The sequence below is a fragment of the Nocardia sp. IBHARD005 genome (assembly GCF_052814245.1).
The window spans coordinates 3,472,880-3,486,630 of record NZ_CP199935.1 but is presented as its reverse complement, the minus strand read 5'-3'; the positions used below and the strand labels follow the sequence as shown (position 1 = coordinate 3,486,630).

Sequence of the window (13,751 nt, the reverse complement as noted above, 5' to 3'; positions counted from 1 at the left end):
ACCGCGATCTCACTTTCCGTGCACAAGGGAACCGGGGACGCCGTTCGCCTGCCGGTGCCAACTTTCTACCGCGCGAACAAACGCCTGATCTCGATCTTTACGGTGTGTTGACGGCTATCGGGCCCGCTTTGACGGCATCCTCACACCCGTCGCCCACCCCGCCGCGTCAACATTGCGCAAAGGCCGGGCCGCCGGGCGCTAAGGAGTCGTAAGGAAGCCACGCCGAACCGCGATCCGGCGTTTCACTCACCTAGGTGCTCCACCTCGGAGCACAAGGAGGTTGAAAATGTCTGTCGTGGTGTTCACGGTGCTCACCGTGGCGATCTTCGCGCTGCTGGGCCTGATCCAGCGAGGGGTGGAGAAGCTGTGATCGCGAACCTTGCCGGTCTCGCGCTGGCTGTCGGAGTCGCCGTCTTCATGATCGCGGCGCTGCTCTTCCCCGAGAGGTTCTAGGTGAACACGACTACTGCGGGGATCGTCTTCGTGGCGGCCCTGGTTCTCGCGCTGGCCCTGGTGCACGTACCGCTCGGCGACTACATGTACCGGGTCTACAGCAGCGACAAGTACTCCCGCGTCGAGCGGCTGATCTTCCGCGCCATCGGCGCCAAGCCCGAGGTCGAGCAGACCTGGCCCGTCTACGCCCGCAGCGTGCTGGCGTTCTCGGCGGTCAGCGTGCTGTTGCTGTTCTTCTTCCAGCTGGTCCAGGGCGCACTGCCACTGCACCTCAACGATCCCGGCACCGAGATGACCCCCGCGCTCGCGTGGAACACCGCGGTCAGCTTCGTCACCAACACCAACTGGCAGAACTATTCCGGTGAATCCACCCAGGGGCACCTGGTGCAGATGGCCGGTCTCGCGGTGCAGAACTTCGTCTCCGCGGCTGTCGGCATGGCGGTGGCGGTGGCGCTGGTGCGTGGCTTCGCCCGCCGCCACACCGGCGACCTCGGCAACTTCTGGGTCGACCTGGTGCGCGGCACCCTGCGCATTCTGCTGCCGCTGGCGTTCGTCTTCGCGATCGTGCTGGTCGCGGGCGGCGTGATCCAGAATTTCCACAGCCACGATCAGGTCGCGCAGACCATCGGCGGCGCCGAACAGACGATCACCGGCGGTCCGGTGGCGAGCCAGGAAGTCATCAAGGAGCTCGGCACCAACGGCGGCGGCTTCTACAACGCGAACTCCGCGCACCCGTTCGAGAACCCGAACACCTGGACGAACTTCCTCGAGATCTTCCTGCTGATGGTGATCGCGTTCTCACTGCCGCGCACCTTCGGCCGGATGGTCGGTTCCACCAAGCAGGGCTACGCGATCGTGGCGGTGATGGGCACGATCGCCCTGGCCGGCATCTCGCTGACCAACCTGTTCCAGCTCCAGCACCACGGCACGGTACCGACCGCGATCGGCGCGTCGATGGAAGGCGTGGAAACCCGTTTCGGCGTTGCCGATTCGGCCACCTTCGCCGGGGCGACCACCCTCACCTCGACGGGTGCGGTGAACTCGTTCCACGATTCCTACACCAGCCTCGGCGGCATGATGACGATGTTCAACATGCAGCTCGGCGAGGTGGCGCCCGGCGGTGTCGGCTCCGGTCTGTACGGCATGTTGATCCTCGCCGTGATCACGGTGTTCGTTGCGGGCCTGATGGTCGGACGCACCCCGGAATACCTCGGCAAGAAGATCACCCCACGCGAAATCAAGCTGGCCGCGACGTATTTCCTGGTGAGCCCGCTGATCGTGCTGATCGGCACCGCGCTGGCCATGGCGTTGCCGGGGCAACGAGCGAGCATGCTCAACGGCGGACCGCACGGCATGTCGGAGGTGCTGTACGCCTTCACCTCCGCGGCCAACAACAACGGCTCCGCCTTCGCCGGTCTCACCGGCAACACCGAGTGGTACAACACCGCGCTCGGCCTCGCGATGCTGTTCGGCCGGTTCCTGCCGATCATCGTCGTGCTGGCGCTGGCCGGTTCGCTGGCTCAGCAGGGCACCACTCCCGCGTCGATCGGCACGCTGCCGACGCATCGGCCGCAGTTCGTCGGCATGGTCGTCGGTGTGACGGTGATCCTGGTCGCGCTCACCTTCCTGCCCGCTCTCGCACTCGGGCCGCTCGCCGAAGGAATCCACTGAAATGGCTACTCCCACACTAGAAACCGCACCGCGGCCCGAACACCGCACCAAGGGCGTGCAACGCGGCGTCCTCGACCCGAAGCTGCTGCTCACGTCCCTTCCCGACGCCGTACGCAAGCTCGATCCGCGCACGCTGTGGAAGAACCCGGTGATGCTGATCGTCGAGATCGGCGCCGTGTGGTCGACCGTCCTCGCCATCGCCGACCCGAGCTTCTTCGCCTGGGCGATCGTGGCCTGGCTCTGGCTCACCGTCGTTTTCGCGAATCTGGCCGAGGCCGTCGCGGAAGGGCGCGGCAAGGCGCAGGCCGACTCGCTGCGAAAAGCCAAGACCGACACCATCGCCCGGCGTCTGGCCGACTGGACACCGGGTGGGCGCATCGTCGAGGAACGCGTCGCGGCCCCCGAACTGCGTCGCGGCGACTACGTCGTCGTCGAGGCGGGCCAGATCATCCCCGGCGACGGTGACGTCGTCGAAGGCATCGCCTCGGTGGACGAATCGGCCATCACCGGGGAATCCGCGCCCGTGATCCGGGAATCCGGCGGCGACCGCTCGGCCGTCACCGGCGGCACCACGGTGCTCTCGGACCGGATCGTCGTGCGGATCACCCAGGAACCCGGCGCCAGCTTCATCGACAAGATGATCGCGCTCGTGGAGGGTGCGAGCAGGCAGAAGACGCCGAACGAGATCGCGCTCAACATCCTGCTGGCCGCGCTCACGATCATCTTCGTGTTCGCGGTGACCACCCTGCAGCCGCTGGCCATCTTCGCCAAGTCGAACAACCCCGGCGTGCCGGATACCTCGGCACTGGACGCGCACGGCATCACCGGCATCGTGATGGTCTCGCTGCTGGTCTGCCTCATCCCGACCACCATCGGCGCGTTGCTCTCGGCCATCGGCATCGCGGGCATGGACCGGCTCGTACAGCGCAATGTGCTGGCGATGTCGGGTCGCGCGGTGGAGGCCGCGGGCGATGTGAACACCCTGCTGCTCGACAAGACCGGCACCATCACCCTCGGCAACCGGCAAGCCGCCGAATTCATCCCTGTCCCAGGGATTCTCGACGACGAGCTGGCCGACGCGGCGCAACTGTCCAGCCTCGCCGACGAAACCCCCGAGGGTCGCTCGATCGTCGTGTTCGCCAAGGAGGTGTTCAACAAGCGCGAACGCAGCGCGGGTGAACTGCCGGGCGCCACCTGGGTGGCGTTCACCGCGCAGACCCGCATGTCGGGTGTCGACCTCGCCGACGGGCACCAGCTGCGCAAGGGGGCAGCCGGTGCCGTGACGGAATGGGTTCGCGCCCAGGGCGGTTCGATCCCCGCGCAGGCCGCGGTGATCGTCGACGGGATCTCCGCCTCCGGCGGCACGCCGCTGGTAGTCGGCGAGGTCAAGGACGGCACCCCACGCCTTGTGGGTGTCATCCACCTCAAAGACGTGGTCAAACAAGGGATGCGGGAACGCTTCGACGAGATGCGCCGCATGGGCATCCGCACGGTGATGATCACCGGCGACAATCCGCTGACCGCCAAGGCGATCGCCGACGAGGCAGGCGTGGACGACTTCCTCGCCGAAGCCACCCCGGAGGACAAGCTCGCCCTGATCAAGTCCGAACAGGACGGCGGCCGCCTGGTAGCGATGACCGGCGACGGCACCAACGACGCCCCCGCGCTCGCGCAGGCCGACGTGGGCGTGGCCATGAACACCGGCACCTCGGCCGCCAAAGAGGCGGGCAACATGGTCGATCTGGACTCGGACCCGACCAAGTTGATCGAGATCGTCGAGATCGGCAAGCAGTTGCTGATCACTCGTGGCGCGCTCACCACGTTCTCCATCGCCAACGACATCGCCAAGTACTTCGCGATCATTCCCGCGCTGTTCGTGGTGCTGTTCCCCGGCCTGGACGCGCTGAACATCATGCGCCTGGCCAGTCCGCAGTCGGCGATCCTGTCCGCGGTCATCTTCAACGCGCTCATCATCGTGGCGCTCATTCCGCTGGCGCTGCGCGGTGTCAACTACCGGGCGAGCAATGCCTCGACACTGTTGAGCCGCAACCTGACGATCTACGGCCTCGGCGGCATCATCGCCCCGTTCGTCGGCATCAAGATCATCGACCTGCTCGTCCAACTCCTCCCCGGGATGTCCTGAAATGCGCATGTCAACCTGGATCCGCCAGCACCTGGCCGCCCTGCGCGCCCTGCTCGTGTTGACCGCGATCACCGGAATCGTTTATCCCGTAGCCGTATTCGCGATCGCCCAGCTGCCGGGGCTCAGCGAGCGAGCCGACGGTTCGCTCATCGAGCGGGACGGAAAACTGCTGGGCTCCAGCCTGATCGGGCAATCGTTCGCCGACGCCGACGGCAACGCCATCGCGCAGTACTTCCAGAGCCGCCCGTCGGCCGCGGGCGACGGCTACGACCCGCTGTCCACCGCCGCGAGCAATCTCGGCCCGGAAGACATCGTCGACACCGCCGACCGCGCCAGCCTGCTCACCACCGTGTGCACCCGCTCGAAGGAGGTCGGCGACCGTGAGGGGGTCGACGGCACCCGGCAGTTCTGCACGAAAGACGGTGTGGGCGCGGTGCTCTCGGTGATCGGTCCGCGTAATGCCGACGGCGATGTGTCGCGGCCGGTGCAGGTGGTCAGCGTCAACGAACTCTGCCCCGCGCAGCCGTTCCTGAGCACGTTCCGCGGCGTCGCGGTGGAGTGCGCGAAGGAGGGCGAGGACTACTCCGTCGGACGGATCATCCCGATCCTCGGTGACGCACCGGCCGAGGCGGCCGTCCCCGCCGACGCGGTCACCGCGAGCGGCAGCGGACTCGACCCGCACATCTCCCCCGAATACGCGACCATCCAGGTCGAGCGGGTGGCGAAGGCACGCGGCATCACCACCACCCAGGTGCGCGAACTGCTCGACGCGCACACCGACGGGCGCACGCTCGGATTCCTCGGAGAGCCGCGGGTGAACGTCGTCGAACTCAACCTCGATCTCGACGCCCGCTACCCGTTCCTGGGCTGAACACAGCGATCGGGGCCGGCCCAACGGATCCGGCCCCGTTCGTCTTTCTGCGCTAATCCTCGTCTGTGACCAGAGCAAAAGACAGGGTCAGACCCAGGGTCGCTGCGCTAATCCTCGTCTGTGACCAGAGCCCAACCATCGGGCAGACCGGTCACGGTTACCGCTGACCCACACACCTCGAGATCCACCGTCACCCCCTCGCCCAGCCGGAACTCCGACATCCGCACACACCCCCATGCGGGGGGCACCTGGGGCCGCAACGTCAATGTCTTGGCGGGCACATCGGGATCGAGCCCGAGGAACGACCGAACCAGCAGCAGCGGCGCCGCACTCGCCCACGCCTGCGGCGAACACGATGTCGGATACGGCACGGGTGCGGCGAATCTCGATCGTGGGAAACCACAGAACAGTTCGGGCAACCGGCCGTCGAACGCGGCGGCCGCGTCGAGCAAGCCACCCGACAGCTTGGTCGCCAGTTCCACCGCGCCCGGCACATGCTGGTAGCGCATCAACCCGGCGACAGCGATCGCCGTGTCGTGCGGCCAGATCGACCCGCAGTGGTAACTCATCGGGTTGTAGGCGCCCATATCCGAGGCCAATGTCCGCAGCCCGAATCCCGAATCCATCTCTGCCCGAGACAGATTCCGGATCAGGATCTCGGCGTGTTCGTCGGTCGCGATGCCCGACCACAGGCAGTGCGCTGCGTTACTGGTCAACGCGTCGACCTGCCGCTTGCGGCCGTCCAACGCCACCGCGTACCACCCGACATGGGGTAGCCAGAACTGTTCGGCGAACTTGGTTCGCAGTTCGTCGGCCCGCTCCCGCATCCGCACAGCCAGCTCGGGGTCGCCGAACTGGTCGGCGAGCTCCGCGCGGGCCAGGAACGCCGCGTACACATATCCCTGGACCTCGGCCAGCGCGATCGGGGCCTCGGCGATATGTCCTGCGGCGTCGTTGATTCCGTCGAAGCTGTCCTTCCACCCCTGGTTGATCAGGCCGCGGTCGGTGGCGCGCACGTACTCGACGAAACCGTCGTCGTCGCGGTCACCGAAATCGGTGATCCAGCTGATCGCGGCGTCGGCCGCGGGCAGCAGGGTGGCGATCGAGGCAGGATCCGCGCCCCACCGTAGACATTCGGCGAGCAGCATCACGAACAGCGGTGTGGCGTCGACGGTTCCGTAATAGATCTGCCCACCGAGCACCTGCCCGACCGAGGGCCCGCGCCGCATCTCGTGCATGATCCGGCCCGGCTCCTCCTCGACGAGCGGGTCGATCGTCTGGCCCTGCAATTCGGCCAGCTGCTGCAAAGTGCCCAGTGCCAGATCGGTTTCCAGCGGCAGCGACATCCAGGCCGTGAGCAGCGAGTCCCGGCCGAACAGCGTCATGAACCACGGCGCACCCGCCGCGACGAAGGGTCGGTTGGTGCCCGAATCGGTGTGGATCTGCAAGGCGCCCAGGTCACTTTCACTGCGGCGCAGGATCTGGTTGAGCAGCCCGGAGTCGGCGGAGATGTCGGTGGCGGTGGCCCGCCACGCCTGGATCTTGCGTACCGGCTCGCTGGCCCGGTAGCGCTCGCCCACCGAGCCGGAGGTCTGCGGGCGTTGCGCCGCGCCTGCCGGTTGCGCGGTGATCTCGGTCTGCCAGCGCCCGCCCGCCGGGACGACCACCCGCCAGATCATGGTGCCGGGCAGCACCATCGGCTCGACGGTCGAGGTGAGCGCGAGCCCACGCGAGAGATCCTCGCGGTCGTGCAGCAGCAGTTCGCCGTCGGCGGTTGTCATCTCGGCCCGGCGCCCGTTCGTGCGGCCTTCCTTCACCGCGAACAGGTCCACGAAATCCGCGTCGACGTGCAGTTCGAGTACCACCGCCGTCGCCTCGCGGCTCATGTTCTCCAGGGTGATCACCTCGTGCATGCCCTCGGCGACGAGCCGATCGCGCACCACGAGCAGGGTGCTGTCGGCCCGACCCTGCTGCGGAGGCCTGCGTAGCACGAACCGTGCCGCGAAGGCCTCCGGACTCAGCACCGACAGCGCCTCGGGCCGTCTGCCGTCGATCATCAGCTCCCAGCGCGAAATCACCCTGGCGTCACGGAAGAACAGGCCCTGCGGCTTGCCCGGCTCGATATCGCCGAGCCGGTCGGACAGGCAGAACGTGCCGCCTTCGACAAGGGTGATGTTGCCGCCGCCGCCACCGAGCCCCGCGGGCTCCCCCGCGTTGAGGGGACTCGGCGCCGAGGCGCTGTCGGCGCTCATGCGCGCCCGGTGGCCGCCACCCCGAAGGGCATCGGCATCGCATACGCGGCGTCGTACCCGATCGTGGTGCGGGCGAGCAGCTCCCGATATACCTGTTCGTAGCCGCGGCCGAGGGTGTCGGCGCTGAAGTTGTCGACCACGTGTTTCCGGCACAGGGCCGGATCGTAGGTCTGCACTTCGGCGATGGCGGCGGGCAGTTCGGCCGGATCGTCACAGATCCGCCCCGTTACCCCGTCGACCACCACTTCGCTCACCGCACCGCCGCGCAACGCGACCACCGGCGTGCCGCAGATCATCGCCTCGATCATCACCATGCCGAACGGCTCCTCCCATCGAATGGGGAACAGCAGACACTTAGCTCCGCAGAGCAGCTTACGCTTGGCGGCTGCGTCGGCGAGGCCGAACATCTGATCCTGGTCGGTCATCCGCGGCTGCACGAACTCCTCGAAGTAGGCCTTCTCGGGCGGCTCACTGCACTTGCCCGCCAGGATCAGCGGCATACCGACGGCGTGGGCGGCGTCGAGCGCCAGATGCGGGCCCTTGTCGTTGCTGAAACGGCCGAGGAACAGCGCGTAGTCCTGCTTCTCGGTCTCGTAGGGCCACTGATCGGGACACAGTGCGTTGTGGACCCGGCCCGCCCATGGCAGATCGGGCGCCAGCGCGCGCTGACGGTCGCTGATCGCGACGAGCGAGCACTCCTGGCCCAGTTCCTTGTAATAGCGGTAGCAGTCGTCCTGCACCGGGCCGTGCACGGTAACCACCGTCGGCAACCCGAGATTGGCGTAGGCGGGCGCGTTCAGCGGGCCCGCGAAAGTGTGGTCGTGGACCAGATCGATGCCTTCGGTATCGGCCAGCCGCTCGATGGCGCGGCGCACCCGCAGCGCGTGCACGATTTCCGGGAACGGGTCGCCCAGCCGTTCGGGCTGGATCCGGTCCCACAGCGGGACGAAATTCGCCTGGGTGCCGTCTACTCCGGCGCCGAACAGGGTGACGTGATGGCCACGCTCACACAGTGAGTCGACCAGATCGGCGACTACAGCCTCGACGCCGCCGTAGGCCTTGGGTGGAACGTCGAAATACGGTGGAACAACCATGGCGATCCGCAGTGGACCACCGTGGTGATCGATCGAGTAGAGATCGGACGCGGACAAACCGGTCGGCGACATTGCCGACGTGTCTGTACTCATGACCTTCCTTCCAGGGACGCAACCTCGCAACACTTGCGCGAACAAGAGATGGCCGCCTCGGCGGAGGTGGAGACGAGAGCTTCACCGCCGTCCATGGGGCATGGTTGGCCTGGCCAGACGCGATGCGCACCGTTTCGGGTGCCCGTCTGAACAGAGGGGCCGTCAAGGAACGTACCCCGCTACCGGAGAGTAAACCAGCGTGTTGGGAGGAAATGTTCGGTATCGATTCCCGCAGCCTGACAGGAGATTACGCGGTCAGATTCGGTCTACGGCGTACAGAAGGCGGGTTCTACCGGATCCGCGCATGGAATATTTCCGTACTCGATCATGGTGAGCCTGGCCTTACCGCGGGTCAGATAGTCGATGAACTGGGCAACCAGCGAATCACCGGCGACCGGTCCGTGCGTGAGGGCGTACCCGACTCCGACGAAGGGATACCGGCCCGCGCGCATCGAGTCCGCCGAAGCGACGACTCCGTCGATCGAAACGGCCCTGACCTCGGTACCGACCGCCGAAGTCTCCATATAGCCCACCGCGCCAGGGATTTTGGCAACGAACATTGCCACTTCCTCGGTGACGTCGACCTCGCACTGCACGCCACCGGCCGCCATCCCGATGCAACTGGTGTAGGGAAACACCTTGCGGTTGTCCTCGAGCAAGCGGGACTCGAGCGCGCGCCGGGTGCCCGAGCCCGCGGTCCGGTCGATCAGCACCACCGGGAGATCGGGGCCGCCGATCTGGTTCCAGTTCTTCACATTTCCCCGGTACAGGGCACGGATCTGCGCAGTCGTGAGGTTCGTCAGGCCGATGCCGGGGTGCACCACCATCGAGAACGAGCCGAGCGCCAGCGGGTGTTCGGTCAGCGCTTCGAAGGAATTGCCCTTGGAGCCGTCCCCGATCGCGAGTGTGTTCTGTGTCCGACCGCCGCGGGTCAGCGTGCGCAGGCCGGGTTCGGTGCCCGCGAACGCGAAGGTGAATTTCGCGTCGGTGCACGTCTGCTCGTAGTCCTGAGCGGCTTTGCGGATCATCGGCGCCATCGCCGTCGACCCGACGACGGTGAGTTCGCCCGCGGCACAGTCACGCGGCGGCGGGTCCGGTTGCAGAGCGAGAACAGCCTGGACGGTGATCAACGCGACCAGGAATCCGCACAGCGCCATCAACTTTCGCGACGGACCCGTCTTGCTCTTGGTCTCGACAACCCGGCCGCCCTTGACCGCACCGGTCAGGGTCGGCTCCGCGGGCGCTCCCGTGCCGTGTTCCCGCTTCAGTACCGCCAGAATCTTGTAATGCTGGCCTCGTTCGAGCGGCACTTTCGGCAGATCGATGATGCCCTCGAAGCGCGGGCCCTCGCCCCGCACCCGCTTGCCGATGCCAGAACCCGGACCGAGATTGTCGGGCAATACTCCCTCGAGTTCGGTCACCGCCAAGCCGATCACCTCGCGGCCGGGGAAGGTGACATGCAGCCCGACCAACGCGGATTCGGGGCTACGCATCCGGTAGTCGTCGGCGTCGATGGCGAGGGTGCCGCTGTTCTCGACGCGAACCAGCACCACCGACAGCTTCGACAGATCCAGCGGCATTCCGGGGATATCCGGGGTGCTCAGATTACGCAGCGCTCCGACCAGCGAAGCGGATTCGGTCTCACCGGTGACCGGCGTATCCATCTGCACGCGGTAACCCAGCTGCCGACGCCCGACCAGGACGAACTCGCGCACGAACGCGGCCGACGCGACCGCGATCCCTGCCCCGGACAGCACCATCTCGATCGGAATGCTCATCAGATCCCCCACACTCAGCCACCATCGGCGAGTTGATATCTACCAGGCGGGAGTCGGCGGATCGGAGGCGAAGTCAGTTGTTGGGCAAGACTTCACCCACTGGATTCTCGACACCATGCGAGGAGCTCGTCGACCGGCCAGGTGTCTATCACTGTCGCAGCGGTGACGCCGTGGGCCAGCGCCCGCTCGCATCCATAGCCCTGCCACGCCAATTGGCCGGGTGCGTGGGCGTCGGTGTCGATACTGAACAAGCAGTCCATCTCCACGGCCAGCTCGATCAGCCGTCCGGGTGGGTCACGACGCTCAGGGCGGCTGTTGATCTCGACGGCGGTACCGTATTTGCGACAGGCCTCGAAGACGAGCTCGGCGTCGAACGACGACTCGGGGCGGGTGCCGCGAGCCCCTTCGACGAGCCGGCCGGTGCAGTGGCCGAGGATGTCGACATCGGGGTTCGCGACGGCGTAGACCATCCGCTTGGTCATGGTGGCGCTGTCGTCGCGCAGATGTGAATGCACGCTGGCGACAACGACATCCAGACGTTCGAGGAGGTCGGCGCGCTGGTCGAGGGTGCCGTCGTCGAGAATGTCGACCTCGATGCCGGTGAGGATGCGAAACGGCGCCATCTGCTCGTTGAGTTCGGCGACCACGTCGAGTTGGCGCAGCAGCCGGTCGGCGGACAGGCCGTTGGCGACCTTGAGGCGGGGCGAATGGTCTGTCAGCGCGCAGTATTCGTGTCCCAGCGCCGCCGCGACCCCCATCATCTCGGCGATCGGACTTCCACCGTCGGACCAGTCCGAATGCGTGTGCAGGTCGCCACGCAGCACACCGCGCAGCTCCTCGCCCGCGGGCGCGATCGGCCGCGCGTCCTTGCGGAGCTCAGCCAGATAGTCGGGAACCTCACCGGCACATGCCTGTTCGATGATGGCCGCCGTCTTCGGCCCGATCCCGGCCAGCTCACGCCAACTGTGTTCGGCCGCGCGAGTGCGATATTCGCGCTCCGACAGCCCGGCGACGACATCGGCGGCGCGGCGGTAAGCCTTCACCCGGTGCGTTTCGGCACGACTGCGTTCGAGCCAGAACCCGACCTCACGCAGTGCCGCCACCGGACCCGGACTCGCCGCCGATGTCATCGCGACTACTTGATCCGGCCGTACTTGAGGAACGCGACGCCGTCGGCGTACACCCGGCTGGTGATCACCCGAAACCGTTCCGGCGCGGGCAGTTTCGTCCCACCGCCGAACAACGGCCTGCCGGTACCGAGCACCACCGGGTGCAGTTTCAGGAACACCTGGTCGATCTCGGGCAGCAGCGTCTGCGCCAGCTGACCGCCGCCGCACAGCCAGATACCCAGTCCGTCTTCGCGTTTGAGTTCACGCACCGCCGCGGTCGGATCCTCGGCGATCAGTTCCACCCCCGGCGCGGGCGCTTCGGGCAGCGTCGTGGACACCACATATTGGCGCAGGTGCTCATACGGGCTGGCGGTGCCGGTGCGGACCCCGAAGTCGTGGGTCTTGCGGCCCATGATCACGGTGTCGAAGTAGATGTTGCCCGCCGAGATCCCCCGCGCCTCGCGCACCTTGGTGGGCAGAGTTTCCGGGTACTGCGAGATGATCGCAGGCCCGTGGTCACCACCTACCGGGAAGAAATCCAGCGTTCCGTCTTCGGCGGCGATGAAGCCGTCGATTGTCGATGCCACGAAATAGGTCAGCTTGCGCATAACGTCCTCCCTGCATGGACCCGGTCTGTCACGACCTGTCAGGGGAAACGTTATCGTGCCCGGATCAGCGGCGGCGTGGCTTCCGTTGACACTTCGGACAGGAAAACGACGACCGATTCATGAATTGTTCCCGTACCAGCAACGTCGCGCACCGATCGCACGGTTCGTCCTCGCGCCCGTACGCGGCCAGCGACCGGGCGAAATAGCCGGATTCGCCGTTCACATTCACGTACAGGGCGTCGAAGGAGGTGCCGCCGACGGCCAGCGCCTCGGTCATGACCGCGGTGACGCCGTCGAGCAGGGTGCGCAGGACCGGGCGGGTGAGTTCGGCGGCGACGCGGGTGCCGTGCAGACCGGCCCGCCACAGCGCCTCGTCGGCGTAGATGTTGCCGATGCCAGAGATCACCGTCTGATCGAGCAGTACCCGTTTGATCTCGGTGTTCTTGGCGCGGATGGCCGCGACCACGGCTTCGCGGTCGAACAGCGGGTCGAGCGGATCACGCGCGATGTGGGCCACGGAATCGGGCACCACGGTCCCGTCCACCTCGACGAGTTCGCCCAGCGCCCAGCCGCCGAAGGTGCGCTGATCGACGAATCGCAATTCGGCACCGTCACCGAGCACAGCCCGGATGTGCGCGTGTTTCTCGACGGGCGCGTGAGCGGGTTGCACGAGCATCTGACCGCTCATACCCAGATGCACGACCAATGCGGTATCTGGCTCGTCGAAAGTGAGCCAGAGATACTTCCCGCGCCGCTGCGCGGAGTCGATCCGCAACCCGGTGAGTCTGGCGGCCAGATCAGCACCACCCGCGGCGTGCCTGCGCACGGCACGCGGGTGGGTGACGGTGACGCTCTCGATCGCCCGGCCTACCGCGTGATCGACAAGACCGCGCCGAACAACCTCGACCTCCGGCAGCTCGGGCACAGATCAGGCTTTTGCTGCGGATTCGTCGGTCAAAGCCTTGTAGGCCGTACCGGCTGCCTGCTGCTCGGCTTCCTTCTTGGAGCGGCCGATACCCGAACCGTATGGACGACCGGCGATCACCGTGGTGGCGGTGAACTCCTTGTTGTGGTCCGGCCCGGTGGAAGTGATCTCGTAGGCGGGCACGCCGAGACCGCGTTCGGCGGTGAGTTCCTGCAGGCTGGTCTTCCAGTCGAGGCCGGCGCCCATGCGAGGCCCACGCTCGAGCAGCTCGGCGAACAGCCGAAGCACCACCCCGCGCGCGGTGTCGATGCCGTGCTCGAGGTGCACCGCACCGAGCAGCGACTCCATGCCATCGGCCAGGATGCTCGGCTTGTCACGACCGCCGGTGAGCTCTTCGCCCTTACCGAGCAGCAGATACTGACCGAGTCCGCCGTCGCCGAGACCACGCGCCACCTCGGCGAGCGCGTGCATGTTCACCACGCTGGCGCGCAGTTTCGCGAGTTCACCCTCGGACTTCTCCGGATGCTCGGTATACAGGCGCTCGGTGATGCTGAGGCCGAGTACCGAGTCGCCGAGGAATTCCAGGCGCTCGTTGGTCGGCAAACCGCCGTTCTCGTACGCGTACGACCGGTGCGTCAGCGCGAGGCGCAGAAGCTCCGGTCGTACGTCGACACCGAGGGCGGTGAGCAGGCTGGCGTGATCCGCCGCGCCTACATTGTCTTTACTGGCTGTCACGTTGCTAGGAATGATCTAC

At 66.6% G+C, this 13,751-nt stretch carries 11 protein-coding genes; 4 read left to right on the top strand and 7 right to left on the bottom strand.

Annotated elements, in window-relative coordinates:
• Window positions 1–286: 286 nt before the first annotated feature.
• From ACTWPB_RS16220 to ACTWPB_RS16205, 4 genes are all read left to right on the top strand, one after another.
• A complete protein-coding gene (locus tag ACTWPB_RS16220; protein WP_067449012.1) occupies window positions 287–370 on the top strand; it encodes a potassium-transporting ATPase in 84 nt (27 codons plus the stop codon).
• A gap of 83 nt (window positions 371–453) precedes the next feature.
• On the top strand, window positions 454–2,124 hold the full coding sequence (kdpA, locus tag ACTWPB_RS16215) for a potassium-transporting ATPase subunit KdpA (protein WP_446221496.1): 1,671 nt from the start codon (window positions 454–456) through the stop codon (window positions 2,122–2,124).
• Window position 2,125: 1 nt separating this feature from the next.
• The gene (kdpB, locus tag ACTWPB_RS16210; RefSeq protein WP_446221495.1) at window positions 2,126–4,267 is read left to right on the top strand and encodes a potassium-transporting ATPase subunit KdpB; all 2,142 of its coding nucleotides are present in this window, start codon (window positions 2,126–2,128) and stop codon (window positions 4,265–4,267) included.
• Window position 4,268: 1 nt separating this feature from the next.
• A complete protein-coding gene (locus tag ACTWPB_RS16205) occupies window positions 4,269–5,138 on the top strand; it encodes a potassium-transporting ATPase subunit C (RefSeq protein WP_446221494.1) in 870 nt (289 codons plus the stop codon).
• A 107-nt stretch (window positions 5,139–5,245) separates the two neighbouring features.
• On the opposite strand, the gene ACTWPB_RS16200 is transcribed toward ACTWPB_RS16205, so the two are convergent.
• From ACTWPB_RS16200 to rnc, 7 genes are all read right to left on the bottom strand, one after another.
• A complete protein-coding gene (locus tag ACTWPB_RS16200) occupies window positions 5,246–7,390 on the bottom strand; it encodes an amylo-alpha-1,6-glucosidase (protein ID WP_446221493.1) in 2,145 nt (714 codons plus the stop codon).
• Window positions 7,387–8,556 (bottom strand): glycosyltransferase family 4 protein, encoded by a 1,170-nt coding sequence (locus ACTWPB_RS16195; protein ID WP_446226364.1) that lies wholly within the window; start codon window positions 8,554–8,556, stop codon window positions 7,387–7,389. The genes ACTWPB_RS16200 and ACTWPB_RS16195 overlap by 4 nt, the downstream gene beginning before the upstream one ends.
• 287 nt (window positions 8,557–8,843) lie before the next feature.
• The gene (locus ACTWPB_RS16190; RefSeq protein WP_446221492.1) at window positions 8,844–10,355 is read right to left on the bottom strand and encodes a PstS family phosphate ABC transporter substrate-binding protein; all 1,512 of its coding nucleotides are present in this window, start codon (window positions 10,353–10,355) and stop codon (window positions 8,844–8,846) included.
• 92 nt (window positions 10,356–10,447) lie between these two features.
• Window positions 10,448–11,485, bottom strand: coding sequence for a PHP domain-containing protein (locus ACTWPB_RS16185; protein ID WP_446221491.1), 1,038 nt, complete (start codon window positions 11,483–11,485; stop codon window positions 10,448–10,450).
• A 5-nt stretch (window positions 11,486–11,490) separates the two neighbouring features.
• The gene (locus ACTWPB_RS16180; RefSeq protein WP_378912442.1) at window positions 11,491–12,072 is read right to left on the bottom strand and encodes a dihydrofolate reductase family protein; all 582 of its coding nucleotides are present in this window, start codon (window positions 12,070–12,072) and stop codon (window positions 11,491–11,493) included.
• A 64-nt stretch (window positions 12,073–12,136) separates the two neighbouring features.
• Window positions 12,137–12,997, bottom strand: coding sequence for a bifunctional DNA-formamidopyrimidine glycosylase/DNA-(apurinic or apyrimidinic site) lyase (mutM, locus tag ACTWPB_RS16175; protein WP_446221490.1), 861 nt, complete (start codon window positions 12,995–12,997; stop codon window positions 12,137–12,139).
• A gap of 3 nt (window positions 12,998–13,000) precedes the next feature.
• Window positions 13,001–13,732 (bottom strand): ribonuclease III, encoded by a 732-nt coding sequence (gene rnc, locus ACTWPB_RS16170; RefSeq protein WP_446221489.1) that lies wholly within the window; start codon window positions 13,730–13,732, stop codon window positions 13,001–13,003.
• Window positions 13,733–13,751: the final 19 nt, after the last annotated feature.

What these genes read in the sequence shown, in the direction of transcription:
- ACTWPB_RS16190 (WP_446221492.1), bottom strand. Translation starts at nt 10,355, where the DNA reads ATGAGCATTCCGATCGAGATGGTGCTGTCCGGGGCAGGGATCGCGGTC.
- ACTWPB_RS16220 (WP_067449012.1), top strand. Translation starts at nt 287, where the DNA reads ATGTCTGTCGTGGTGTTCACGGTGCTCACCGTGGCGATCTTCGCGCTG.
- ACTWPB_RS16195 (WP_446226364.1), bottom strand. Translation starts at nt 8,556, where the DNA reads ATGTCGCCGACCGGTTTGTCCGCGTCCGATCTCTACTCGATCGATCAC.
- kdpB (WP_446221495.1), top strand. Translation starts at nt 2,126, where the DNA reads ATGGCTACTCCCACACTAGAAACCGCACCGCGGCCCGAACACCGCACC.
- ACTWPB_RS16185 (WP_446221491.1), bottom strand. Translation starts at nt 11,485, where the DNA reads ATGACATCGGCGGCGAGTCCGGGTCCGGTGGCGGCACTGCGTGAGGTC.
- ACTWPB_RS16205 (WP_446221494.1), top strand. Translation starts at nt 4,269, where the DNA reads ATGCGCATGTCAACCTGGATCCGCCAGCACCTGGCCGCCCTGCGCGCC.
- ACTWPB_RS16200 (WP_446221493.1), bottom strand. Translation starts at nt 7,390, where the DNA reads ATGAGCGCCGACAGCGCCTCGGCGCCGAGTCCCCTCAACGCGGGGGAG.
- ACTWPB_RS16180 (WP_378912442.1), bottom strand. Translation starts at nt 12,072, where the DNA reads ATGCGCAAGCTGACCTATTTCGTGGCATCGACAATCGACGGCTTCATC.